The 25209-nt window shown below is 65.5% G+C and carries 24 protein-coding genes and 1 pseudogene; 9 read left to right on the plus strand and 16 right to left on the minus strand.

What is annotated here, in order from left to right:
• Window positions 1-10: 10 nt before the first annotated feature.
• Window positions 11-3499, plus strand: coding sequence for an AAA family ATPase (locus M3N53_01740; GenBank protein MDP9067054.1), 3489 nt, complete (start codon window positions 11-13; stop codon window positions 3497-3499).
• Between the two features lies 1 nt (window position 3500).
• On the opposite strand, the gene M3N53_01745 is transcribed toward M3N53_01740, so the two are convergent.
• The gene (locus M3N53_01745) at window positions 3501-3704 is read right to left on the minus strand and encodes a hypothetical protein (GenBank protein MDP9067055.1); all 204 of its coding nucleotides are present in this window, start codon (window positions 3702-3704) and stop codon (window positions 3501-3503) included.
• 2866 nt (window positions 3705-6570) lie between these two features.
• On the opposite strand from M3N53_01745, the pseudogene M3N53_01750 reads away from it, so the two are divergent.
• Together M3N53_01750 and M3N53_01755 are read left to right on the plus strand one after the other, a co-directional pair.
• Window positions 6571-6776, plus strand: a pseudogene (locus M3N53_01750) (calcium-binding protein).
• Window positions 6777-6978: 202 nt separating this feature from the next.
• The gene (locus tag M3N53_01755) at window positions 6979-7650 is read left to right on the plus strand and encodes a response regulator transcription factor (GenBank protein MDP9067056.1); all 672 of its coding nucleotides are present in this window, start codon (window positions 6979-6981) and stop codon (window positions 7648-7650) included.
• Between the two features lie 96 nt (window positions 7651-7746).
• On the opposite strand, the gene hutI is transcribed toward M3N53_01755, so the two are convergent.
• From hutI to M3N53_01775, 4 genes are read right to left on the minus strand one after another with little or no spacing between them, the layout of a single operon-like run.
• Window positions 7747-8997, minus strand: coding sequence for an imidazolonepropionase (gene hutI / locus M3N53_01760; GenBank protein ID MDP9067057.1), 1251 nt, complete (start codon window positions 8995-8997; stop codon window positions 7747-7749).
• On the minus strand, window positions 8994-10022 hold the full coding sequence (locus M3N53_01765; protein ID MDP9067058.1) for an MBL fold metallo-hydrolase: 1029 nt from the start codon (window positions 10020-10022) through the stop codon (window positions 8994-8996). Before M3N53_01765 ends, hutI begins: the two co-directional genes overlap by 4 nt.
• Before the next feature lie 6 nt (window positions 10023-10028).
• Window positions 10029-10238 carry a dodecin family protein gene (locus M3N53_01770; GenBank protein MDP9067059.1) on the minus strand — a complete coding sequence of 70 codons (210 nt, stop codon included), beginning with the start codon at window positions 10236-10238 and terminating at the stop codon, window positions 10029-10031.
• Window positions 10239-10297: 59 nt separating this feature from the next.
• A complete protein-coding gene (locus M3N53_01775) occupies window positions 10298-10498 on the minus strand; it encodes a hypothetical protein (GenBank protein ID MDP9067060.1) in 201 nt (66 codons plus the stop codon).
• 197 nt (window positions 10499-10695) lie between these two features.
• On the opposite strand from M3N53_01775, the gene M3N53_01780 reads away from it, so the two are divergent.
• On the plus strand, window positions 10696-11193 hold the full coding sequence (locus M3N53_01780; GenBank protein ID MDP9067061.1) for a hypothetical protein: 498 nt from the start codon (window positions 10696-10698) through the stop codon (window positions 11191-11193).
• Window positions 11194-11200: 7 nt separating this feature from the next.
• Here the strand turns inward: M3N53_01780 and M3N53_01785 are convergent, their stop codons facing one another.
• From M3N53_01785 to M3N53_01810, 6 genes are all read right to left on the minus strand, one after another.
• The gene (locus tag M3N53_01785; protein MDP9067062.1) at window positions 11201-12526 is read right to left on the minus strand and encodes a glutamate dehydrogenase; all 1326 of its coding nucleotides are present in this window, start codon (window positions 12524-12526) and stop codon (window positions 11201-11203) included.
• A gap of 9 nt (window positions 12527-12535) precedes the next feature.
• Window positions 12536-13396: a patatin-like phospholipase family protein gene (locus M3N53_01790; protein MDP9067063.1), complete on the minus strand. Its 861-nt coding sequence runs from the start codon at window positions 13394-13396 to the stop codon at window positions 12536-12538.
• A 121-nt stretch (window positions 13397-13517) separates the two neighbouring features.
• Complete coding sequence (locus M3N53_01795) at window positions 13518-14042, minus strand: hypothetical protein (GenBank protein ID MDP9067064.1); 525 nt, start codon at window positions 14040-14042, stop codon at window positions 13518-13520.
• 60 nt (window positions 14043-14102) lie between these two features.
• The gene (locus M3N53_01800) at window positions 14103-14339 is read right to left on the minus strand and encodes a hypothetical protein (protein MDP9067065.1); all 237 of its coding nucleotides are present in this window, start codon (window positions 14337-14339) and stop codon (window positions 14103-14105) included.
• A complete protein-coding gene (locus M3N53_01805; GenBank protein MDP9067066.1) occupies window positions 14336-15097 on the minus strand; it encodes an AAA family ATPase in 762 nt (253 codons plus the stop codon). Before M3N53_01805 ends, M3N53_01800 begins: the two co-directional genes overlap by 4 nt.
• Before the next feature lie 2 nt (window positions 15098-15099).
• A complete protein-coding gene (locus tag M3N53_01810) occupies window positions 15100-15567 on the minus strand; it encodes a DUF5319 domain-containing protein (protein ID MDP9067067.1) in 468 nt (155 codons plus the stop codon).
• A gap of 113 nt (window positions 15568-15680) precedes the next feature.
• On the opposite strand from M3N53_01810, the gene M3N53_01815 reads away from it, so the two are divergent.
• A complete protein-coding gene (locus tag M3N53_01815; protein MDP9067068.1) occupies window positions 15681-16868 on the plus strand; it encodes a diguanylate cyclase in 1188 nt (395 codons plus the stop codon).
• Window positions 16865-17890 carry an HD domain-containing protein gene (locus tag M3N53_01820; protein MDP9067069.1) on the plus strand — a complete coding sequence of 342 codons (1026 nt, stop codon included), beginning with the start codon at window positions 16865-16867 and terminating at the stop codon, window positions 17888-17890. The genes M3N53_01815 and M3N53_01820 overlap by 4 nt, the downstream gene beginning before the upstream one ends.
• On the opposite strand, the gene M3N53_01825 is transcribed toward M3N53_01820, so the two are convergent.
• The 4 genes from M3N53_01825 to M3N53_01840 all read right to left on the minus strand — a co-directional run bounded on the left by M3N53_01825 (window position 17887) and on the right by M3N53_01840 (window position 20873).
• Window positions 17887-18684 (minus strand): prepilin peptidase, encoded by a 798-nt coding sequence (locus M3N53_01825; protein MDP9067070.1) that lies wholly within the window; start codon window positions 18682-18684, stop codon window positions 17887-17889. The two genes, M3N53_01820 and M3N53_01825, sit on opposite strands and share 4 nt — an antisense overlap.
• Before the next feature lie 12 nt (window positions 18685-18696).
• On the minus strand, window positions 18697-19068 hold the full coding sequence (locus M3N53_01830; GenBank protein ID MDP9067071.1) for a response regulator: 372 nt from the start codon (window positions 19066-19068) through the stop codon (window positions 18697-18699).
• A gap of 69 nt (window positions 19069-19137) precedes the next feature.
• Window positions 19138-19968 carry a dihydropteroate synthase gene (folP, locus tag M3N53_01835; protein MDP9067072.1) on the minus strand — a complete coding sequence of 277 codons (831 nt, stop codon included), beginning with the start codon at window positions 19966-19968 and terminating at the stop codon, window positions 19138-19140.
• Window positions 19965-20873 (minus strand): DMT family transporter, encoded by a 909-nt coding sequence (locus tag M3N53_01840; GenBank protein ID MDP9067073.1) that lies wholly within the window; start codon window positions 20871-20873, stop codon window positions 19965-19967. The genes folP and M3N53_01840 overlap by 4 nt, the downstream gene beginning before the upstream one ends.
• Window positions 20874-20891: 18 nt before the next feature.
• Here M3N53_01840 and M3N53_01845 point away from each other — a divergent pair, with 18 nt between their 5' ends.
• Both M3N53_01845 and M3N53_01850 read left to right on the plus strand, forming a co-directional pair.
• Window positions 20892-21284 (plus strand): NUDIX hydrolase, encoded by a 393-nt coding sequence (locus M3N53_01845; protein ID MDP9067074.1) that lies wholly within the window; start codon window positions 20892-20894, stop codon window positions 21282-21284.
• Between the two features lie 225 nt (window positions 21285-21509).
• Entirely contained in the window at window positions 21510-23111 is a 1602-nt protein-coding gene (locus M3N53_01850; GenBank protein ID MDP9067075.1) for a S8/S53 family peptidase, read from the plus strand.
• A 112-nt stretch (window positions 23112-23223) separates the two neighbouring features.
• Here the strand turns inward: M3N53_01850 and M3N53_01855 are convergent, their stop codons facing one another.
• On the minus strand, window positions 23224-24390 hold the full coding sequence (locus M3N53_01855) for a hypothetical protein (GenBank protein MDP9067076.1): 1167 nt from the start codon (window positions 24388-24390) through the stop codon (window positions 23224-23226).
• 393 nt (window positions 24391-24783) lie between these two features.
• Here M3N53_01855 and M3N53_01860 point away from each other — a divergent pair, with 393 nt between their 5' ends.
• A complete protein-coding gene (locus M3N53_01860; protein ID MDP9067077.1) occupies window positions 24784-25005 on the plus strand; it encodes a hypothetical protein in 222 nt (73 codons plus the stop codon).
• The last annotated feature ends 204 nt before the right edge of the window (window positions 25006-25209 follow it).

Raw genomic sequence — 25209 nt, forward strand, 5'->3', positions numbered from 1 at the left:
TCCTCCAGCTATGGCAGTTTGCCTGCATTGCTCCGCCGACAATCCTGCAGGAGCTCGGTTCTGCATGTCCTGTGGCACCCCCATAGGAGCAACCTGCGGGAACTGCGGCTCGCCGGCGCCGACGGAGGCGAAGTTCTGCCCTGCCTGCGGCGGGTCGATGGGTCCTTCAGAGGACCAGGCGCCGGAGATGATCAAGATCGCCACCACGTTGTTCGCCGACGTCGTCGGGTCTACCGCGATGGGTGAGAGGCTGGGACCGGACGAGTTACGGGCATTGCTCGCGGAGCTGTTCGGCATCCTGTCCGAGCAGATCATCGCCCACAGCGGCACGATCGAAAAGGTGCTCGGCGACGCCATCACGGGCGTGTTCGGCGTCCCCGTCGCACACGAGGACGACCCTTGCCGAGCCGTGACGTGCGCACTCCGGATGCTGGAGCGGGTGGACAACATGAACGGCTCCAGGCCCGAGGACAAACAGATCCGCATCCGCATCGGCATCAATACGGGAGAAGTGTCGGCCCACGGCTCTTTCGCCCCACAGCTCTTGGTGGTCGGCGATTCCGTGAACGTGGCGGCCCGGCTGGAGAGCGCAGCCGAGCCCGGAACGATCCTGATCGGCGAACGCACGGCGCGGGCAGTACGCGATCTCTTCCACCTTCGCGAGGTCGAGTCGATCGCGGCGAAAGGAAAGACGGGCCCAGTCAGGGCCTTCACCGTCGAGGGCCAGCGAGAGAAACCGGCGGACCCGATCGGTCAGGCGCCGATGATCGGCCGACAGCGCGAGCTCGACACTTTGCGCAGCATCTTGTCGGCCACGGCGACCGAGGGCACCGCACACCTGGTGATGACGCTCGGGGAGCCGGGACTCGGAAAGAGTCGCTTGGTCGCAGAGTTCTTGAGGACCGTCGCGGATTCCGCCATGGTCGTGCGGTCGAAGTGTCTGCCCTACGGCGACGGGGTCACGCTGTGGCCGCTGCGAGAGATCCTAGGGGCCCGGGCGGGCTTCCGAGCGTCGGACGCACCCTGGCAGGTCCGGACCCGAGTCGCTGAGTTGGTCTCCACTTTCGAAGGGATCGAGGACTCGGACCGTCTTGCCGCGGGGCTCATGTCGAGCATCGCGGTCGATACCGAGCACGACCCTCTTGCCTCACTGGACCCGCGCCGGCTGAGGGGCGAGATCTTCCGCGCCTGGCGGGCCTTCTTGGCCGCGACGGCCCGCGAGAAGCCGCTCGTGGTCGTCATCGACGACCTGCATTGGGCCGACGAGATGATGCTGGAATTGCTCTCACACCTGGTCCAGTCGGTCAGCGCCCCCGTCCTCTTCCTCTGTCCGAGCCGACCCGAGATCCTCGCTTCCCGACCTGAGTGGATCGCCGAGTTGAAGGGTTACTCGGTCATCAGGTTAGAGCCGCTGGACGCCGGCGAACTGCAAGACCTCATCTCCACTCTCGCAGGCGACCTCGACCTTCCCGACACGTTGAGGTCGCGACTGATCGAGAAGGTGGGAGGCAACCCCTTCTTCCTCGGCGAGATCCTCAAGCAACTGTCAGAAGGGTCCGTTTTGGAACGCGGTTCACAGGGATGGCGGCTGGCTGAGGAAGGGGCCGACGTCATCATCCCGGACAACGTGCAAACGGTCATCGTCGCCCGCCTGGACCTGCTGTCCAACGAGGAGAAGCGGGCTATCCAACGCGCTTCTGTGATCGGCGCGTCCTTCTCCAGGAGAGCACTGTCCGCACTATGTGAGGGAAGCAACCTGGATGCGATCCTGCGGACCCTGCAACGACGCGAGCTGATCTTGCACGATCCGGTCTCTGAAGCTCGTGACGACGTGGAGTACAGCTTCAAGCACATGCTGATCCGCGACGTCTCATACGAAAGCCTCCCGCGCCGGACCCGGGGCGAGATCCATGCGCGCCTGGTCGCGTGGATCGAAAACCTGCACAAAGACCGGACACAGGACGCTGCGGAGATACTCGCGCACCACTCGAACATGGCTTACGAGTTGCTCGATGATTCCGCATTCCGTCTGCGCGCCCGGATCTACTACCTCACCGCGGCGCGTGCGGCCGCCCGGCGTCTCGCCGGCATCCAAGCCGAGCAGCTGGTATGGCAGGCGGTCGATCTTGCAACCGCGCCCGGCGAGCGTGTCGACGCTCTGGAAACAGCCGCCGAGATCTACTACCTGGGCGGGAAGAGCGAAGCGGCCTGGGCCGTCTACGCCGACGCCCTGAAAGAGCTCACATCTCTTCCAGAACCCGACCCGCGCGCCATCGGCCGGATCTGCGCGGGGGCCGCAATCATCCCGACACGACAGTGGGGGTCGGTCGAGGAAAGACCTGCAGACGAAGAGATACAGGCCACGATCGACCTCGGTCTGCAATCCGTCGGGGACGGCGATAATGCATCCAAGGCCTTGCTTCTGGTCAGCAAGGCTTTCTTCGACGCCGAGTCCCACCGCTCTGAAGACGCGGTAACAGCCGCCAACGAGGCCCTTGCCACGGCGGAACGGCTGGATGACGCCGACCTCATCTCGGCGGCCCTCGATGCGTTGAGCGCCTGCCACATGCACCCCCACGGCCGCTATGCCGAAGTGAGGCGGATCGCGGAAAGGCGGATGCAACTCGTCCCCCGACTGTCGGACCTGTCCGAGACCTGTGACGTGTATGGGATGGCCGCGGTGAGCGAGACCCTGCTCGGCATGTACCCGGAAGCCGTCGAACACGCCACGCGGAGTGCGGAGATCGGCAAAGAGCTAGACCTCGGTGCCTATCTTCACGGGCTGAACTGGCGCGTCCACGCCAGAGTCATGGCGGGGGATTGGGACGGGGCGATCGAGGACGAGGCGACGATCGCCCGGTTCGAAAACCGCGAACCCATCAGCCTCCCAGGGGCTTACAGCGCGCGCGCCGCCGCGGCGATCGCCTTTTGCCTGGAGCTGCGCGGGGATCCCGCAGCAACTGCCCGGCTCGATGTCCTACGGGATTACAAACGAGAGCTCGAGAGCGCGATCAACACATTGCCGCTGCCGGCCCGGGCTCTGGCCCACAGGGGCCTAATCGAGGAGGCGTGGGGTTGGAACGACCTGTCCCGACGCATGTACCGGGCCGCGCATCTGGAAGCCGCCTGCGAGATCGTGGCGGCCGAGCAAGATTGGGACCGGGCAGCCGACATCATCCAAGAGGCGCGGCGCGAGACAGCGGAGTGCGGACTGCTCGCGCTCGGTTTCTTCGCCGACCGGCTCGAGGGGCGTCGCCTCGCCGCGTCCGCAGAGGCGGAGCGTGCCGCGTCGTTCCTACGGGGATCCGCGGATGGGTTCGCACAGATCGGTTCTCCCTGGGAGGAAGCGTTTTCTCGCCTGCTATTGGCCGAGACGCTGGCCGGGACCAACGAAGACGAGGCGGAGGGTCAGGTCTTGCAGGCGGCGCCGGTCTTCCAGCGACTCGGGTCGGTCCAGGAACTGGCGCGGAGCCGTCAATTACTGAGAGCCCCGGCCTGACCTAGTAGGTGACGTCTTGGTCCTGCTCTCCCGTGGGCACTAACTCATCCACACCGAGGACCGTGAGCAGCTGATTACAGCGGCCCTCCAGATAGTCCGCATCCTGATCCTTCAGGTGATTGATCACGTTGACCAGCGTGTCGACGTGACTCTGTCCAGAGGGGATAGGCGCGTGGCCGCTACCGGGCACGGGGCAGTTGGGCATGTCCGATTCCTTTCGATATGTCCGCTCTTGCCCATCTTGCACCGGATAGCGGAGCTTGGCTAGGTAGTTTTGCACGGTCGATATGTGCAAAATGACATGCACAGAGCCAGACGGGCAGGGTGGAGGATATGGGGCGATGAAACGAAGTGCGGTCTGGCTCCTGTGCGCCCTGACGATCTCCGCGGTCGGCATCGGCACGGCCCGAAGTAGCGAGCCGAGCAGCGGAACGGTGGGACCGGGGGAACTGGGAGCTCAGACCTCCATCTCCTGGAAGGGTCCTCCGCCTCCCGGCGGTGTCTCCGGCCCGAACGTCGCCGGTTGCGATCAACCGAACATGTACTGCGACACCTTCGATCTTGAGGTAGCGGTCCCGCCCGAGTACTGGACCGGCAAGTCCGGTGGCGTCGAGATCGAGATCACCTGGCCCGACCCCGCGGACCAATACAGGGTATGTAACGTAGATACAAAGACTTGCGAGTCAAGTGATGACGTAGACGCGACCGACCCCGAATTCGGCTCGCTCCAGATGTTCGTGGACCGCCCCAGCGGTCCGCTGCGCATTCGCGTCCAGTACGACCAGGTCGTCGATGACCGGGACGGATATACCGGGGTGGCTCGGTTCGTGTCCAGCTCGGCAGCGACGCCCGCCATCTTCGACGAACAGACGACGCTGGATTTCGGCCCGGCCACGATCGTGTCCGCGCACTTCCTGGGGCCCGAGCCCCAGCTGTCAGTCGAGCGGCCATCCCAAAGTCAGGAAGGGGGGCCCCTGGACCCGAATCGGATGTTCGTCGACTGGCCGATGGGTCTCGCCTCGACGAGCAGTCAGCTGCACCGCTCGGAGGATGGAGGAGACAGCTTCAGGCTCCTCTTCGACATGAAGTGCCCGGAACGCAATCGGCCTGGCTGCGCGACCGCGGGGGGTGCCGACAGTGACGCGGCGGTGAACCCGGTCAACGGCAACGTGTACTTCGCCGACCTAGAGACCGGAAACGTGGCGTTCGCGACCTCGAATAACCACGGCGATGACTTCCCCGTCGACCAGCAGAAGGCGATCTCGAACCCCGCGATCCCACCCGCCGATCGACAGTGGGTTACGGGCGCCGATCCAAGCAGGTTCCAGCTATCCGACCCCGGCACGGGGAGCCCCATCTCCTTGCAAGCCTTCCTGGCCTACGACGAGGGTTTGATCACCAAGGTGATCCAGGGCATCGACCGCGCCGGGAACCCCATCCCCCAGCCGGCTCCTCAGATCCCGGCCTTCAGCGGAGAGAAGGGTCCCTTACTGGCCGACTCGACCCGTGGCCCCGGTGCGGGGTGGCTCTATCTCGGGGGCGGCGATCGCGTGGCCACCGTCCACGCGTCGAACTACCAGAAACCCGAGGGGACCGAGGGCGGGTGGCGAGTACATCAGATCATGCCCATCCCCCACAACGGCGTCGAGCTGTTTCAGTGGCTGACTCTGGATGAGGCAGGGAACGCGTACGCGACGTGGGTCCCAAGCCAGCCAGAGGACTCCAGCGAACCGGCGGTCGTGATGTTCAGCGCGTCGCCCATCGACGACCCGGGCAACGACCCGCGGGACGGTGGATGGCCGGGAACCCATTGGACCGAACCGATACAGGTCAGCCTTCCCGACCTAGGGAGCGCGATCTTCGCGACGGTGACCGCCGGGTCCGAGGGCCGAGTGGGCCTGGCTTACATGGGGACCGACGACCACGTGGGGCCCGCAGGGGCTGCTCCGCCCCGAGCCGAATGGAAGACCTACGGAGCCGTAATCACGAACGCCTTGGAGGAGGAGGGAGCGCGCGTCGTACGCACCGGCGAGGTCAGCGAGCGGATCGCACACCTGGGCCCCATCTGCACAGGGGGTCTGATCGGATGTGACCCACAAACAGGAGATCGATCGCTGCTGGACCTGATCGACGTCTCTTTCGACGCCGACGGCCGCCTCACGGTGGTTTCGATGGACAACCACAGCTCGTTCGGCGAGCGCATCGCGGGTATGCCGATCGTGGGCCAGAAGATCGGGCCCTTCGCCCACTTCAGCAAGCAGGTGACCGGTCCCTCACTGTTCGCGGGCCCGGACCTCAACGTTCCGGTCCCCGACCGTGTCGCCACCGATCCAACCGGCGATGCCAAGTGGCCGAACAGGGTGACGGGTGGCAACCTGCCGGCGCTCGACATCGGTGCCGCGTCGTTGGAGATGCACGGGTCTGAGCTGGTAGCGCGTATCCACTTGGCCGATGTGACGCCTGCCGGCATGCAGCGTGATCTCGATGCTTACCAGGCTTCGTACCCGGCAGGGGCTCCAGAAGCTCGGCGAGTCCAGTACACGCTCCGATTCGCTACCGAGCACGAGATCTTTCACCTGTCGATGGAGCATCGAGAGGATGGGGTGCGGCGGGCATTTGGGGGTCGGCTCGATGACAACGACCGACTCGAAACCAGCCCCGCCAACGGTCGTGTCAATGGGGCGGGCTATCACACCGACGATGTGCAGGTGGACCTGGCCTTCGAGGACGACGCGCTGGTCCTGAGAACACCCGCAGCGAGCTTGGGCCTCGTGGCAGGGCAGCGCCTTTTCAGCGTCACTGCGTATTCCATGGCGGGGCCTCTCGAAGAGGAAGAGCGAACGATACAGAACATCATGCGAACCGTCGACGCGTCGCCGCCTTTCGACGGGACCCTTGGGGTCAACCCCCTTCCCGACCCGACCCCGACCCCGACTCCGACTCCCACTCCGACTCCGACTCCAACGCCTTCTCCGTCTCCCACCGCGGACGGACGCTGCGACATCGTGGGCACGCGCGGGCACGACTACCTGCCGGGCACCGAAGACGGCGAGACGATCTGTGGTCGCGGGGGCAACGACGTCCTGGTGGGTGGTGGAGGCGATGACGTGCTGCGCGGGGGGAAGGGCAACGACCGTCTCTTTGGCGAAGCCGATGACGACCTTCTCGAGGGACAGGGCGGCAGCGATGAGCTGCGCGGCGGCTCCGGGAGAGACGGGCTCTTCGGCCGGAAGGGCTACGACGACCTCTATGGAGGCCGGGCTCGCGACTCGCTCCGCGGTGGCCACGGCCTCGATCGATGCCGTGGAGGGGCCAGTAGGGACCGCCGCTCCAGCTGCGAGCACTAGAAACAGTTCGTTTCAAGCATCGTTGTGCGTAGTTCTACACACTCACGCGTGGAGTAGTGCGTAGTCCGCTAACCGGCTCTTCGTCACAGTGTCCTCAAGCTGCAATAGCAACGAGGGCGAGAGGGCGGAGAGATGATCGACGAGCTGAACTTTCCTCAGTTCGGTGACGAGAGCGACGACGGGAGGGCGCAGCGCCCGAGGGTGGTCATCGTGGACGACCACCCGTCCTATGCGGAGGGCATGGCGACCCTCCTCAGAGCGATAGGCGATCTGGATGTCGTCGGGATCGCGCACGATGGCAACGAGGCGATCACGCAGACGGAGGCGCATCGACCCGATCTCGTGTTGATGGACATCCGCTTGCCCGAGCGCAGTGGGATCGAAGCGACGCGCAAGATCCGCAGCTTGTTTCCGGACGTGAAGGTTGTTGTCTTGTCGGCGTCTACCGAGCCCTCGGATGTTCAGGATGCGATGAAAGCCGGCGCCTGCGGTTACCTGCTGAAGCAATCACATGCGGGACGGCTGGCCTCGGCAGTCCGGGCCGCGCTGGCGGGCGAAACCGTCATCGACCAGTCTCTGATGACCGACCTCGTCGAACCCGAAGAAGGACGGGGTGCTCTCGACGAAGGAGAGCTCCACCTCCTGAAGCTCCTGTCGCGGGGCCTCGAGATCTCCACCATCGCGCGCCAGATCTCGGTCAGCGAATCCACCGTCAAACGCCAGATCGCGCAGGTCCAGAAGAAGCTCGGCGTCGACAACCGGATCCAAGCCGTCGTGGCCGCGGCCAAGAGGGGCTTGCTGTGAGGCACTAGCAGCTCCCGAGCTCGGGCTGGGGGTGCTCTTGCACTACCCGGTCACACGAAGACGGCCCCGGTTCTCCGCCCGGGGTCGTCTTCTTTTCTACGCGACCCTTACCCGGTGCTCGGCCCGAGCCGTCACGTGCACCAGGTCACCGCCGCAGACGACGGCGGCCACGGGGTCGTGATCGGGGCGGTACGCGAGCGAGCCGAGGTCATCGAGGTCGAGCACCAGGAGGTCGGCGCGATGACCCTCCTGGATTCGGCCGACGCGGTCATCGAGCCGGAGAGCGAAAGCCGCGTTCACCGTCGCCGCCGCGAGCGCCTCCGTCGGCCGCAACCCGTAGGTGCGGCACGCGAGCGCGATCACGAACGGCATCGAATGGATCGGTGAGGTCCCCGGGTTGAGGTCGCTACCCAGCGCGACGACCGCCCCCGCGTCGACCAATGCGCGTGCCGGCGGCTTCGCGTCTTGGCGAAGCGTGAAGGTGGCGCCCGGAAGCAGCACCGCTACGGTGTCGGAGCCCGCCAGGTCTGCGACGCCACCGGCGGAGCAGTGATTGAGATGGTCGACGCTGGCGAAGCCCCAGCGCGCGGCGAAGGACGCGGTCTGGTTGTCTGCGAGCTGGTCTCCGTGCACCCGCATCCGCAGACCCAGCTCTTCCGCGCCGTGCGCGAGACGGGCGGCGTGTTCTAGCGCGAAGGCGATCGTCTCGACGTAGATGTCGCACGCTTCGGCCAGCTTCTCCTCGACCACCACAGGTAGGAGGTCTTGAGCGACCTCGCCCACCCACTCCCCCTCCGACTTCCCCTTTGGCACCGCGTGCGCCGCGAGACAGGTGGTCTGCACCGTCTGCGGAACGCGCTGCGCCAGAGCGCGTGCGAGGCGAAGCTGGCGTAGCTCGGCATCGACCGATATACCGTAGCCGGACTTGGTCTCGAACGTGGTGGTGCCATGCGTAAGCATCGATCGCGCCAGCTGCTCGGAGAAGCTCAGCACCTCTTCGTCGGCCGCGCCGCTGAGCAGCCGCGACGACCTGAAGATCCCGCCCTCCTCGCGATGCAACGTCTCGTAGCGCAACCCGGCGAGGCGCGCCGCGTCTTCGTCGGCGCGCCAGCCGAAGAACGGGAGGTGCGTGTGCGGGTCCACGAAACCCGGCACGACCAGGCAGCCCGTCGCGTCCAGCTCGACCTCGGCGGAAACGGCGTCACCAACGGACGTGATCGCGGCGTCTTCGCACAAGACCGCTGCGCCCTCCAGGACCTCGAGGTTCGAAAGGTCGTCCCCGCGCAGGGGGCCGGTGCCGGACAGCGGGATGACTTGAGCGGCGTTGTGTATGGAGAGGCTCGTCACTCGTCGTCGTCTCGGGGCATCCGCCGCTTGATCTTCTGGTACATGATCGCCCCGCCGTCGTCGATCCTCTCGATCTCGCCGCGACGCCGCAGATAGGCAAGGTGCGCCAGCGCCTCTCCGAGCGCGAGCCGATGCTCGAAGTGCAGAAGGCTGTCGCCGAAGATCTCGTCCGTGATCGTGTCGGCGCTCGCAGGCCGGTGACGGATCACCTGCAAGATGGAGCCGAGTCGGCGATCGTGATGGCGCGCCACGACCCGCGCGCGCTCGGCCCCCTCGTCGAACGGCCCTCCGTGACCCGGCAAGACGACCTTCGGGTCGAGACGCTCGACCTTTTCCAGCGAGGCCAGGAAATCTCCGAGTGGATCCTCGTCGGCGCCCCGCTTGAAGTCGATGTGCGGCGTGATGGTCCCAAGCAGGTGGTCCCCCGAGATCAGGATGCCGTCGCCCTCCGACCAGAGGCAGATATGCGAGCGGGCATGCCCGGGGGTGTAGACGATCTCCCAGCGCCGCTCCCCTATCTGGACGGTCTCGCCGTCCACCCCCTGATGCGATGCGTTGACGACACCAGAGACGAACGGACGCCAGTCCTCATACTGTGTCAGCTCCTGGAGCTCGTCCTCGCCGACGCCGTGTTCGAGGAACATCTGGCGTAAGCGCTCGACGATCGCCTGCGGGTCGCGGTAGAGCTCCAGGTCCTCGTCCGCGGCCTCGTGCATCCACAGTTCCGCCCCCGTCGTCTCGACGAGCCGGGCCGCCATCCCGTAGTGGTCGATGTGGGGGTGCGTGACGATCAACCGCGTGATCGCGGCGGGGTCGGCATCGCACGCCGCGAGCGCCTCGACCACGTCATCCCAGCCGTGATCCCGCGCCGGGTCCGGCAGGTAGATCCCGCAATCGACAAGGGTGAACGAGCCGTCCCCGTGGGCCAGGAGGTAGGCATTCACGCGATCCAGCCCCGGGAAGGGCAACGGCAGCACGAGCCTGAAGATGCCCGGCGCCGGCTCGCGCCGGCGGTGTTCGATCACGAGGCGTTACTCGTGCATCTTCTCTTTGATCACGAACCAGATCCGCACCAGAACCTTGTAAGAAAGCTCGCCGTCCTCGATCGTGCCTTCGATGCGTTCGACCGTAAACGAGGTAAGTCCCTTCAACGTCAGAGACGCGCGGTGGATCGCGGAGGACACGGCTTCGTCCAGCGTCGCACCGGTTGCGGTCAGGTCGATCGATTTCTCGACTGGCATGGAAAACCCCCTCCGGGTCAGCGAAGGGGGTTGAGTCTAGTGCCGAGACACCGCCACGCTTAGGGCGCGGGGTGCTCGATCGGCGAGGAGAAGGTCGGCGTGCGACGGCAGCGAACCGGCGTCCGGCTCTGAAGTGACTGCCGCCGGAGGTCCTTCACGAGAGCGTCGCGAGAGATCGCCAGCCACCACTTGACGGCCGAGACCTTGAGAGCCGCATCCTTGGGTCCCGACATCCAGTTGCAGGGATTCCCGCTTCGCATCTCGGTCGCCTTTCCTCGTCTTGCTGCCGTGGGGGTCCGGAGCATTCGCTGTCTCGAAGGTTCGTCGCGCCCCACGGGGTCTCCTCCCCTCCATGCGGTAGAAATATCGCTTCGACCTGCGCAAACGCGCCCTATGTCCCTTTTGCGGAGAACTTTCCTGCGCAGGAGTGAGCGGGCGCGGGGAGAAACAGACGGACATGAGAACGAGTCTCGTGGTGCGAACGCTGCTGGCGATCGCGCTGTCCGCTGCGCTGCTGCCGGCCACGGGAGGAACCGCAGCCGCCGCATCGTGCGGCGGCTCGACGGCCACGGTCTTCCGCACCTTCTACGTGACCGCGAAGCCACACAAGAAGACGTACCCGTTGGGAGACGTCGTAAAGGTGGATATCACCGTGACGCGGCCCGCGCACGAGGATCCCGTCGGCGCAGGCGTGACGTTCGAGCCGCCCGCGTCGCTTCCGGCAGCAGATGTCGACGTAAGCGTCGGGCTCTACCTCGGGAACAACTATCTCTACGGGCTCGGCGTCACCGACTCGAACGGTGAAGCCACTGTCTCGATCAAGCTGAACGCGTCACAGACGGGGTGGGTGCTGGGCGAGATCGCCGCGCGGGAGTTCTACAACCGCGGCGGTTGCCCGGATATCGAAGAAGAGGGATACGTCTCGTACCCGAAGTTCTTCAAAGCGACGCTCTGACCGCGATCTAGAGGTAGCCGCGCAGCTCCGCCGCGTGCGCGACCCTTTCCACCGCGATGTCGAACGCGGCGTCGCGCAACATCGTGTTGTCGGACCGGCTGCGCTCGAACACCTGCTCGCTCGCCGTCGTCATCTTCTTTCCGAGCTCGGCGTTCACCTGTTCGACGTCCCAGACGAAACGCTGGGTGTTCTGCACCCACTCGAAATAGGAGACCGTTACACCTCCCGCGTTCGCGAGGATGTCGGGAACGACCGGGATACCGCGCTCACACAGGATCCTGTCGGCGGCCGGGGTGGTCGGCCCGTTCGCGGCCTCCACAAGCAGCCTCGTCTTGATCCGGTCGGCGTTGCCGGTATGGATCACGCCCTGGATCGCGGCAGGGATCAAGATGTCGCACTCCAGCTCCAAGAGGTCCTCGTTGCTGATCGCGTCCGCCTCGGGGAACCCTTTCAGCCCGCCCTCGCCGCGGTAGTGCTTCAGAACGGCTTCCAGATCGAGGCCGTTCGGGTTGTAGATGCCGCCGGCGACGTCGGAGACGGCGCACACCTTCGCGCCCTGCTCGGCCGCCAGAACCGCAGCCCAGTAGCCCACGTTTCCGAACCCCTGGATCACGACCGACGCCCCGTCGAAGGGAACGTCCAGCCGCCGAGCCATCTCGCCCGTGCACATGATCACGCCTCTGCCGGTCGCCTCCTCGCGCCCGGGCGAGCCACCGAGCTCGACAGGCTTGCCGGTCACGATGCCGGGCGTGTAGCCGTACTTCTGGCCGTACGCGTCCATCATCCAGGCCATCGTCTGCGCGTTCGTCCCCATGTCGGGCGCCGGGATGTCCCTGTTCACGCCGATGATGTACGAGATCATCGCCGTGAAGCGGCGGGTCAGCCGCTCCTGCTCCATCTTCGAGAGCTCGCGCGGGTCGCATTGAACGCCTCCCTTGGCGCCGCCGAACGGCACGTCGATCAGAGCGTTCTTCCAGGTCATCAACGCGGCGAGCGCGCGAACCTCGTCTAGATCGGCCGACGGGTGGTATCGGATACCGCCCTTGTACGGGCCGCGGGCGCCGTTGTGCTGCACCCGGTACCCGCGCGCGACGGTCATGCTCCCGTCGTCCATACGCAGCGGGACCTGAACCGCGAGCTCCCGGTAGCTGCTGGCCAGCACCTGACGCCGGTGGTCGGCCAGCCCGAGCCGTTCGGCCGACGTCTGGAAGAAGTACGTCGCCGCCTCGAAAGGCGTCATGTTGTCGGTCGGCTCGCGCGACGGTTGGGTCAGCCCGCGCGCATCGGCCTCCTGGTCCTTCGCCTTCGCCGCTTGGTCGCCCCCGTCGCCCACATGGCGAGACTAACGGCCGGAGGTGATCGTTTCCACAGACCCGTCGGGGGACGTCTCCTCGATGACCTCGGTGCGCCCGTCGAGGAACCTGGCGGTCTGCTCGTACGAGATCTCGATGAGCTTGCCCGTGTGCTCCATCGACGCGAACGGGACGAAGAAATCCAGCGTGATCGTCGGCAACATGACGAGCTTCACCTTGTCGGCGAGGTACAGCTGCTCGAGCGTGAGGCGCTGAGCGCGGGCGAGAGTGAACGCGTGAAGCAGGTAATCCATCGGCCTGTTCAATGGCCGGCGCTGCCGTGTGTGACTGGTCGAGTTCATGACGTAGATCGTCGTTGCCCCCAGCGTGGCAGCGGGCGCGATCGGAACGTTGTTCGCGACGCCTCCATCGATGTAGACACGCCCCTCCACCTCTACAGGAGGAAAGATCCCGGGCATCGCCGTCGAGGCGAGCAAGGGCTCCAAGACACGCCCGGTGGTGAAGAGCATCTCGGCCCCCGTCTCCAGCTCCGTCGCCGTGACCGCGAGCGGGATCTGGGTGTCCTCGAACCGGGCCGGACCGAGCGTCTTCTCTATCGTGCGGCGAAGCCCGCTGTTCTCGAAGACCCTGTTGCCCTTGACCAGCATCCGGGCCCACGAGGCTTTGAACCTCCCGCCGGGGAACAGGTCTCCTTCTTTCATGTTCCGCCACGACGACTCGAGATGCGCCACCCCGGCCGCCGTCGGGTCCATCGCCAGCCAGGTCGCGTTGAGAGCGCCGACCGAGGTCCCTACGGCCAGATCGGGCCGTATGTCCCGTTCGAACAGAGCGTGCATCGCCCCCACCTGAAGCGCGCCCAGCGGGCCGCCACCGGAGAGGACGAAGCCCACATGATCGCGCCGTCGCGAGGCGAGACGGCGTAGCCACTGGGCTCGAGAGGGATGAGGACGCGCCTGGTTGCTCACAACTCAGTTATCGGTACGACCGACGCTCTGGATGAGCGTGGACTGGCTAGCGCGCGGCCTTCTTCTTCGCCTGCGCGGTCTTCGCCTGCGCCGTCTTCACCGCGGCCGAGGAGGATTTGCGAGCCTTTGTCGCACCGGTCGCGGCCCGCGCCTGAGCCCGCTTCGCGGCCGCCGCCGACGACTTCTGCGCGGCCTTGGCCGTGACGTCGGCCTGCTTGCGGACGTTCTTGGTCGTAGAGCGGGCCGCCTTCTTGCTGGCGTCGCTGGCGCGTCGCACGCTCTTCGACGCCGTCTTGACCTCCTTGGATCCGGCGAGGCCGCGAGCGCTCTTCTTGCCCACATCGACCGCCGTCTTGACTAGCTGCACGCCGGCTCCGGCAGCAGCCGTGACGGCCGCCTTGGCGACCTTCGTCTGAGCCTTCGCCGTCTTCGCGTCCCGCGTCTTGGCAACCTCTTTGACCGCCTTGCCCGCGGTCTTCACAGCGGCTTTCCCGACCCCGCGCACGCTTCCTGCCGCCTTGCCTACCTGCTTACGGGCCCTCGCGATGTCCTTCGACGGCTTCCTCGCCATGATCCAGCCTCCCTTTGGATTTCTTTCGACCCTAACCGAGCACGTGTCGCGACGGATGGATCAACGGTCGAAGTGCAGCCGGACCCACGTCCGTCTCCCGCACGACGGACACCGCAGCCAGGAGTGGTGATACCGAACGAGTGGGACGTGGAAGTGGACCGGCCACAGCAGCGCCGCCAGCTCGAGGTAGTTCACGCGCGTCTCCTCGCGACACGAGGAACACTCGATCGTGCAGGTCCCGCGGCGTCTTTGGGTCTTCGTGTAGAGGGAGTGCCTGTTCGGCGCTTCGCGGCTCATTGGCTGCCCTTCCGCTCGTCGATCTGGCGGGCCAGCTCACGGTATGCGTCCGCACCGGGATGCGTCGGGGCGAAGGACAGGATCGAGACGCCCGCCTGCGACGCCTCGGCGAAGCGGATCGATTTCCGCACGGGAGGCTCCAACACCGCGAGGTCGTACCTGGAGCCGACGTCCGCGAGCACCTGACGCGCGTGTTTGGAGCGTCCGTCGTACATCGTCGGAATCACTCCGGTGATCGAGAGGTTCGGATTCGTGAAGTGACGTATGTCTCCCAGCGTCTCCACCAGCTGGCCCACACCGCGATGAGACAGTGCCTCGCACTGGAGCGGGATCACGACCTCGTTCGCTGCCGTGAGGCCATTGATCGTCAGGATCCCGAGCGACGGGGGGCAGTCGATGACGATGTAGTCGTACCGTCCGCTCACATCACGAAGCGCTCGTTCCAGCGCGTACTCACGTCCCGTCTTCGCGAGCAGTATCGCCTCGGCCCCGGCGAGGTCGATGTTCGCCGGAACCAGGTCGACCTCGCGCGAGATCAAGACCTTCTCCAAGGGAAGCCTTCGGACCAAAACGTCGTTGACGGTCTCCGCGAGCGCATCGGGATCGACGCCCATCGAATAGGTGAGCGCGGCCTGTGGGTCGAGGTCGATCGCCAACACGGCCTTGCCCATCTCCGCTAAGGCTGCGCCGATGGACAGCGTGGTGGTGGTCTTCGCCACCCCGCCCTTCTGGTTGGCGAACGCGAGGACCCGCTCCAACGCTAGGAACCTCCCGCTGCCGAGCCCTCTTCGCCGATCCTGATATCGAGGTCGGTCGCGGCGAGGAACGACTTCACCTGTTCGGGGGTCCAGCCGCGGTCGCGGAGCTCGAGGATGACCCGGTTGATCGCATCACCGGCGTCCTCTTGTTCGTATGACTCGTACCCGTCAAGGAAGCCGCGCGCGTAATCCCACGAGACGTACTCGTCCGGGTCTGGCTGAAAGGCGGGTTCGTGGACCGGAGACTCGCCGGCATCCAGAAGCTCGCGCAGGTTCCCCGCGAGCAGATCCCACGCTAGGAAATGGTCTTCGTCGCAGTCGGGGCAGTAGAAGACGACACCCTTGATCCCCTTCGGCCCCAGAAGCTCCTTCAGAGACTGGACGTCAACGAGGTCCTGGTGCAGCATCTCGCGCTCGTCGTCGTCGAGCGGGGCCTCGTCGTCTCCGGGCTGCTCTAGCTCGTCATCCATCCGGTCATCGTAAGCCGCGGCCAGGGCCACCTCCCGAGGTGGCTCCTTGTGACTACGTTATTTAGGCCTTTCTGTTCATTTCCCCGGCGGCCGCCGTGCCGCATCTTTGGCATATGGCTGTGCGTGCCGATAGCGCCCACATGGGGAAGGTTGATTCGTCCGATTCATCCCGTCCGGTCGTACTGGTCGTGGACGACGATCCCGATCTTCGGATGCTCGCGAACGTGCAGCTCGGCGAGGGCTTCGATGTCATCCAGGCCGAGAACGGCGAGGAGTGCATTCGAAAGGCGCGCAGCGAATCGCCCGACGTCATCCTCCTGGACATGATGATGCCGGGGATGAACGGGGCGGAGGTTCTGACCGCCCTATCCGATGACCCCGCCACTCGGAACATCCCGGTGATCTTCCTGTCCGGTCTGGGGACGACCGAAGACCGGGTCGCCGGCCTCGAGCGCGGCGCCGTCGACTACATCACGAAGCCGCCTCATCCCAAGGAACTGGTGGCCCGGGTTGGTGCGGCAGCGCGAACGAGAGCTCGCCGAGAGGAGACCGCCAGTCGCACGTCTGCAGCCTGGGTGGTGGGGCTCCCGCAGAGGAAGTCGTTCGAGCAAAGGCTCTCGCAGGAGATCTCTCGCTCCGAACGAAGCGGCGCCGCGCTCTCGATCCTTCTGATCGACCTCGACCAGCTCGAGGAGGTCAACGAGCAGATGGGCCGAGAGGCGGGCGATCAGGTGCTCGCCGAGGTGGCCGACGCTCTGGGCACGACGCTTCGCACCTCCGACACCCTCTACCGCTATGGGGGTGACGAGTTCGCCGCGATCCTGCCCGACACCGAGCTCGCGACCGCCTATCTCGCGGCGGAACGTTGTCGTGCGGCGATGAAGGAGATCAAGGCCGGTGGAAGGGCGACATCCGCTTCCGTCGGAGTCGCGCAGTTCTCGTCCGGCAGGACCGCCGAGGAAGTCATCGCGCGCGCCGAGATCGCGCTCTTCCGGGCCAAGGAGTCCGGCGGGAGCCGCACCTGGCGAGCCGACGATCCGCGCAGACATGGGCTCAACCCCGTAGCACTATCGGAGGAGCTGACCGAGCGCGAGTGGGACGTGGTGTTCCACCTGTCTCACCGCCGCACGGAGCAAGAGATCGCGAGGCGGTTGGGCATCTCCCGGGGAACCGTTCGAAGCCACAAGGCGCGGATCCGCAGGAAGTTGCACGTATCGCCCGACATCCGACTCTCCGACTTCGTGCGGACGAACTTCAGGGACCTTGTCGACCGGCTCCCCGATGACAGCGGGGCGAAGTGAAGGCCGACGCATCTACGCGCGTGCTGCTCATCGGCGCCGATGCGTCGCTGTGGATCGGGCTCTCCTCCACGATGGGAGGCGCGTCCCGGATCTTCGTGCCGAACGCCGTCGATGCCGACAGCATCTCGTCGGCGGCAGCGAACGTCGACGTGATCGTTGTCGTGCTGGGGAGCGAAGGGCCAGACTGCCTGCAACCGCTGCATCTGATCGGCCACCTGGGCTTACAGCGACGAACGGTCGTGCTGGCGCAACCCGAAGATCAGACCGCGGCGGCCGAAGCGGCCCTTCTCGGCATCGCCGGATATCTCCAGCAGGGGTCGAGCCCGGAACAACTCGCCGCCGCGGTGCAGCAAGTGACGGAACAGGGCGTGATGTATGACGCCTGGGGAGCGGCCGAGCTGCACTCGCGCCTGGAGCTTACGGACCATCGCGAAGCGGCCAACATCGGCGCGGCGAAGGCTCTCGCGGCGGCACTCGAGCTGAAAGACACCTACACCGGTGGGCATGCCGAGCGTGTGACGGCTATGGCCATGAGGCTTGCCCGCGTCGCGATGCTTGAGGGGGCGCTGCCGAGCGAGGTGCTCGAGGCCGCCTTCCTTCTTCACGACGTCGGCAAGATCGGGATCCCCGAGTCGATCCTCAGCAAGCCTGGGGGACTGACGGATACCGAGCGCCGTGTGCTCCAGACGCATCCGATCCTCGGCGAGCGCGTGGTCGCGCCGCTCGGCTTCCCATGCTGCGTCCGAGACGTCATCCGTCACCACCACGAGCGCTGGGACGGGAAGGGATACCCCGACGGGTTGGCGGGAACCGCTATCCCTGCTGCGGCGCGGTTGTTCTCGATCGCGGACGTGCTGGATGCGATGACGTCGATGCGTCCGTACCGCAAGCCCGTCAGCTTCCACAACGCCATCAGGGAGATCAAAGCCAACGCGGGGACGCAGTTCGACCCGCACCTGTGCGCGCTGGTTGACGAGACGTTCCTCGCGCGCGACGAGATCGCCGCTCCGGCGGCCGGCTAGAACGTCCCGAGGTACGCCTCCAGAAGGTCCCGACCTGCGAAGACGCCCAGCACCGTTCCGAGCGCGAGGAACGGGCCGAAGGGGACCTGCATCTTGCGGCCGCCGCCGCTTCGTGCCATCACCCCGACACCCACGATGCCCCCGATGAAGAACGACAGGAACATCCCCACGACGACCACTCCCGGACCGCCGGCGTAGCCGAGGAAGGTCCCCAGGACGAAGGCGAGCTTGACGTCGCCTCCACCCATCCCGGCCGGATACAAGAACGCGACGAGGAGGAAGAAGCCGCCGAAGATGACCGCCCCGACGGCAGCATCGATCAGCCGCCGCGGGTCTCCCCCGGCCAGCGCAGCGATCGCAAGAGCGATCCAGCCCGCGATGGCGGTGGGGAACACGATCTTGTTCGGCAAGAGCTTGTACTCGAGGTCGATCACGGTCAGGACCACCAGGGTCCAGAAGAAACCCGCGTAGATGATGGCCTCGGCAGAGAGCTGGAACTTCAAGGCCGCGCCGACGAACAGAGCGCCGGTAACGAGCTCGATCAGCGGGTAGCGGATCGAGATCCGGTTGCCGCAGTGCTTACAGCGCCCGCGCAGCACGACGTAGCTGAACACCGGCACATTCTGGATCGCGGTGATCGTGTTGCCGCAGTTCGGGCACTTGCTCCGGCCGGATGCGATGGATTCCTGGCGCGGAAGTCGGTAAGCAACCGCGGTCGCGAAGCTTCCGAAGATGAGGCCGAGCACCCCTGCGGCCGCGACGTAGAACGCGGCGAGCGGACCGGGGAGAGTCAAGTCATCGGCTACTTAGGCGGGGTCGCCGATGTGGTCTCGGATCCTTCCCAAGAGCGTGTCGGCTTCGAACGGCTTCATGATCACGTTGTCCGGCCCGATGGCGTCGTCGAACATCTCGTGCGCGTCGGGCTTCCCCGTCACCACGATGATCGGGATGCCGGTGGTGGTCGGGTGCCGCTTCATCTCGTCGAACATCCGCCCGCCTGAGACGTCGGGCATCATCAGGTCCAACAGGATCAGGTCCGGCTTGCGGAACTCGGCCTTCGCCAGTCCCTCGAGACCGTCGCGCGCCTCCATGACGTCGTAGCCCTGCTGCTCGAGGATGAATTTCTCGAGCTCGCGGACGGCTTCTTCGTCTTCCACGATCAAGATCGTCTTGCCCATGGCGGAAAGTTACCAGCTACACCCTCGCCCAAGCTGCTTTGAGAGCGACGCCAGAAACGTGCGGACCGATCACTCCCACAGTCCTCGTACGGGGGCCTCGGGACGCCGACGTCCCTCAACCGCTTCGACCATCCGCACGACGCGAACGGTCGCCTCGACGTCGTGCACCCGAACGATCGCCGCCCCATGAAGGACCGAGAGGGCGACGAGCGCGAGCGTCCCCTCCAACCGCTCTTCGAGCGGAAGCGCCAGCGTCTCGCCCACCACGTCCTTGCGGGACGGCGCGATCAAGACGCGGTCGCGTTGCGATGTCAGCTCCGGCAGCCTCCGCATCAGCTCGAGGGAGTGGAACGTGTTCTTGCCGAAGTCGAGGCCGGGATCGAAGATCAGCCGTTCGCTCGGCACCCCTTGTTCCGCGGCAAGTGCCTCCGACTCGCGCCACATGCGAGCTACGTCGGCCACGACGTCCGCGTAGACCGGTGAGCGCGGACGCCCTCTGATCTGGCCGCCGTGATGCATGAGCACCAGGTCGACTCCCGCTTGTGCACACGCGGACGGGAGCTCCGGGTCTGCTAGCGCCGTGACGTCGTTGAGGATGCCAGCTCCGGCCGCGGCGGCCGCGGTCGCGACGGCGGGACGAGCCGTCTCCACCGAGAGGGTGACATCGGTCTCCTCCCGCACCGCCTCGATCAGAGGGATAACCCGCGCCAGCTCCTCGTCCTCTGACACCTCGGGTCCCGGGCCCGCCTTCACGCCCCCGACGTCGAGGATGTCGGCGCCCTGCTCCACCAGACGAAGCGCATGTGCCACGGACTCCTCCAGTCCCGTGCGGCCACCGTCATAGAAGGAGTCGGGCGTCCGGTTCAAGATCCCCATCACCAGACAGCGATCCGGGCTCACTCCAGGATCTCGGGTGCTTGCCGCCGCCCGACGGAGACCATGAGGATCCCGATCAGGATGGCGAGACCGCCGGGGTACACGAGCAGCGACGGCGTTCCCTGGAACAGGAAGAACGCGAGCGCGATGGCTATCGGCGGCTCGGCCATCACCGCCACGTAGACGGTCGTGGCATCGAGGTCTTTGACCACGTAGTTCAGGACCGTGTGGCCCAGGATCTGCGGCCCGATCACGATCCCCGCGATCGCCGCCCACGTCTGCGCCGTATACCCCCACAGCTCCACGCCCGTCGCGACGCATACCGGCAAGAGCACCGCCGCCGCGATCCCATACGTGATGACCGCGTACTCGATGATGCCGAGCTCGCGCCGCGCCACCTGCCCCGCGAGCGCGTAGCCGGCCACGGCCACCGCTCCGATAAGTGCGAGGAGATCTCCTCGCAGCGAGGCCTCGCCCCCCTCGGCTCCGCCCGCGATCGCGGCCGCGCCGGCGAACGCTAGAGCGATGCCGATCCACACGATCGCCTTCATCCGTTCCTTCAACACGTATCTGGCGGCGATCGCCACGAAGATCGGCGCTGTCGTGACCAATAGGACTGAGTTCGCCACGCTCGTGAGCTCGAGGGAAGTGATCCAGGTTGCGAAATGGAGCGCGAGGAAGACACCGGCGACCGATGGAAGCACCCATCCGCTTCTTTGCATCCTGCGGAAGCCGCCGCGCGTGAAGGGCAGGAGCAATGCTGCCCCGGCCGCGCATCTCCAGAACGAGATCGCCAGCGGATGGGCCTCCTGCGCGTACCGGATCAGGATCGCCGAGACCGAAGCCCCCAGAACTCCCACCACCAACAGCGTCCACGTCACCCATCCCACGGTCCCGGGGCGCGCGGGAGCAAGGGTCGCTTCGGCCATGCCCGCTACCCTAAGTCGGTGGCCGCGCCGCAGATCGCAGTCGGAGCCGTCGTCGTGCGCGACGGGAAGCTGCTGATGGTGCAGCGCAACCAGGAGCCGGGAAAGGGGCTGTGGTCGGTGCCCGGCGGGCGCCTCGAGCGTGGCGAGTATCTCCAACAAGCCGTCGTGCGCGAGGTCCAGGAGGAGACGGGGCTAGCGGTCGAGGTTGGAGACCTTCTGGGGATCCTCGAGGTCGTCGGCGACCCTCACTACGTGATCCTCGACTTCGAGGCGACGCCGCGCGCTGAGATAGAGCCGCGGCCAGGAGACGACGTCGCCGCGGTGAGGTGGGTCGCTCTCGAGGACGTCGCGAGACTCGACTGCACGCCGCGCTTCGTCGAAACGCTTCGCGGCTGGGGCATAGGGATCTAAGTAGTGATAGCAATATCCGTCATCTGACGGATAGGAACCAGCAGAGCTTCGGCGTGAGCTGCTACGTGCGGCGGGTTCTCCTCGCTTCGAACCGGAGTAGCCTCCTGGGAGCCGATCCTGCTGCCATAAGTGGCCACGTCAGGCCCTTGCCCGACAAACAGGAGCCCCAGGCCGATCCGGCGAACCTGCAGTCCGTAGGGAGCTCTATCGTGGGGGAAGACGAGTATGCGTCGCTGTTTCGTGGCAGCCATAACGTTGCTGTGCCTGGCGGCTTCGCTGTCGCCGGCTGTGGCAACACCGCCCAAGGAGCCGCGTGCGGAGGCAGGCCGGCCGCCCATGGTCTTGCCCAAGGGTCCCGACGATGTGACGGTCGTAGCCACGATCGATCGCAACTTCGTGCCCTATCACTGGGATTTCCTCGCTTCGAAGATGCCTCAAGCTCTGGACAACGACTCCTCCAACGACCTCCCGCTCGATCGCCCACCCCACGAGTGGCTCCCCGGTTTCCCGCATCCGGACAAAGCCTTCAAGTCCTATAACCGCTTCGACCTGACCCTTGATGAGAAGAACCCCGACGCCCCATTGATGGAGCTCGACGCCAAGGACAAGGCGGAATGGCACAAGGTCAAGAAGAGCACCTTCGACGAGGTCAACTACTACTGGATGCCGGGCACGAAGGTGATCGGGGCGGTGGAGTTCGGCGCCAACAAGCTCCACGGCGAGCCAAGGGCTCACGGCCTGGGAGTGACGAGTGTCTCGGTGGGCAACATCCATGGGACCTGTCCCGAGTGCCTCCTCGTATTCATCAACAACGATGACAACACCGATGAGGACGACACGGCGGACGCGTTCCGCTGGGCGATGGCTCAGCCGTGGATCGACGTGGTTTCGAACTCCTACGGAGACGGGGTGGCGAAGGTCTACAACGGACCTGGGGTGACGGAGAGCCTCGAGGCGAGTGAGCGCGGCCAAAGCGTGGTCTTCTCGGCCGGGAACGGTATCGAGAACCTCTTCACCGTCCCCAACAGCACCTATGCGTCGTCGGAGAAGGGGCCGGACTGGATCATCACCGTTGGAGCCGTATCTCCCGGCAAGGACAATCCTTACGGTCCCCCCAACCCGGGCGCCGGCGAGCACAGCTCCTACGTGGGGGCAGGCAAGCCCGTCGACGTCGCCGGTTTGGGACGCCGCTATCCGTCTGCTTACGATTCGCAGACCGTGGGTGGTACAGGAGCCTCCGGCTTCGACGGCACATCAAACGCTGCTCCGACAATCGCCGGCACCTATGCCCGGGCCCTTTACATGGCGCGCCTCGAGCTGAAGGGCCCGAGCCGCATCCAGGAAGGAGGTGTCGTTGCGGTTGGGCGACCTTACAAGTGTGGTTCCGCCCGCCCGAAGTGCGAGCTGAAGGACGGAAAGCTAACCGCGATCGAGCTTCGCAACCGTCTCTTCAAGGGAGCGATCCATACCGCAGGTGGCACGACAACCCTTGTCGGGGGAGAGGTTCCACCCGTCGGCGAAGAAGAATTCATGAGCGAGGGCCACGGCACCTATTTCGCGCGGGAGACCCGCGACGACGACGAGTGGCTGAAGGAGTTCGCCCGTATCACGGGACCGATGTTCGGATACGCCAAGGAGTTGGAGCGGCCCGAGGGCGAGAAGGAGTGGATGATCGTGGATTCCTACTGCCGCCAAGAGATCTGGGCCACCTGGACGGACGGCTACTACAACATGGACAAGACGCCCTTGCCCGGACCCGACCCCCAGTACCCGATACGTTCGGCTCTGGAGGAATCGTGCCCCGCACTCCCGCAGCCCCCCGGGTGAAGTCCAGGGTTGAACTTGCAGCTCTCGTGGTGCGGCGAGAACGTTGATCTAAAAAGGGCGGCTTCCGCTTTCTAGGAACATTTGCCTAACTCTTGGTCAGGTGGCTGCTCTGTCACCGGAAGGAGTACTTGAACACGTCGCTGTCCAGATTCGTGTCGCCGGGGACAAGATTCGAGTCGTACGAGGTGAAGAACGCTCGTCCGCCCCTAGCAGCGAGGTCCACATCCCAAATGGAGCCCACGCTGTCGGAGCCGTCGTAGCTGTTGTTCGCGACGCTGATCCGGTTCGTGCGTCGATCGTAGACATAGACGGACGCGCCTGAACCCTTCGCGGCTCGAGCGAGTTTTGTCGCCGAGAAGGCGATGTAGCGGCCGCTGTGGGATATCGCTCCATGTCCCATCGCTACATAGCGGCTGATCTGGTGACCCTCCGGCGTCACGCTCAGGACGCGTGTTCTATCGGACCTGATGTCGTGCAGGAAGATGTCCCATTCACGATCGCGGTCGGACGTGGACCAGTTGCGACCTTTCGAGTTGAAGACGATGAACCGACCGTTGCCCGAAAGGTGGAGCCGTTGGGGACCGTACTTGCCGTCGTCGACGCCGACCAGACGCACCTTGCCCGACTGCCGGTCCAGCAAGAAGAGCCCGGTTCCGACTGCTCCCCCTTTGTCCCGTGCCCGCGCGCTGATGAGGAGCAGTGACCCGTCCGCCGACGCGTCGACGAGCGCCGAACCAGCTCGTCGTGTGCCGCGTCCAAAGGAACGATGTAGGTCGATGTAGCGATCCCGGAACGTGTCCCACAGCATCGCTCTGCTGTACGGCTTCGTGTTCGATGTGGCGGTGAAGCCGATGAACCGGCCATCTCCGATGGGGAACGGGCTCGACACGCTAGAGCCGGCCGGCCCCTCGACCTGGCGGCGTGCCCTGTCGGCTATGTCGTAGAGGGAGTAGGAGTCCGGACCGTCGTAATAATTGCCTTCCGCGTACAGGACCCGGCTGCCATCACTCGATATCTGAGGATCGAAGATGTCCTCGTGGTAGGCGGTGTCACCGCCGAGATCCAACCGGTGCACGCCACCTGTCCTGAGGTCCTTGACGAAGATCGTGTAGTCGTGGAACGAGCACCTCTCGGTGAGGTTGGACGCGGACGCCTCGAAGGCGACGAACCTTCCCGTCCTTGAGACCGAGACGTCCTTCGTTCCTCGGTTCGCCTGCTGCTCGGCGGGTGAGACGTTTACACGAGAGAGGCTCCCGGACTCGCGCACCAGGCTTGGCACAGGCGCGTCGCGGAACCTACGGATACGGTAGGTCGTGCCTGGACCGGCTTCGTCAACGACGTCGTTAAGGACGGCGGTCGGCTGCAGGGTCCGGGCTGTCGGTTGGAGCAGATAACTGCAATCGCTGAATGTATCAGTTAGCCGACGGGCCACTTTCCAAGACACGATCGCCGAGCCATCATCGAGTGAGGTAAGGGTGACGGCAGCGAACCGTGGTTGGACGCCATTGCACTTGTCCACGAAGCGACCGCTCGTGCCGGGGTCGGCTCCGTGAAAGTTCGCGTTGAAACGGAAGCAGATATGCGGCGCCGTCCTGAGTCCACGTTGGGGAGGCTCCGCCCGGACCACGTACGTCACCGAGCTATCACTTGGGGGAGCGGCCGCGATATGCATGTGAGCCCTGAATTCCTGCGCGCCGTTGTCGAACCAGACGTTCAGGATGTCGGCTTCGGGAACGTAGGTTGCAGCGGTTGCGACCGCGCGGGGTCGATGAGCGTCGCCACGGGGATCCTCTATCTGGACCTTCTCTGGCACCGCGGGCGCACCCACGGCGGTTGGCGGATGCACCACACCGAGCAGAGACGCGAGGAGAGTCAAACCCAGTACCGCAGGTAACCGCCTTTTGACCGCCATATAGGACAAGACACTCGGCGGCCTCGAAACCATGCCTGCAATGACCGAGATGTCCCGAACCAGCGCAGCCCCAAGCGTTCCACGGCGCCAGTCCGACGTCGGGATCGAACCGGTGTAGCCGTTCGAGCGAAGCCCGCAGAGCCGTTGACAAGCAAGACGCTCCGGGCGCAGCAAGTAGTTTTTGTA

This window comes from Actinomycetota bacterium (assembly GCA_030776625.1).
GTDB lineage: Bacteria > Actinomycetota > CADDZG01 > CADDZG01 > WHSQ01 > MB1-2.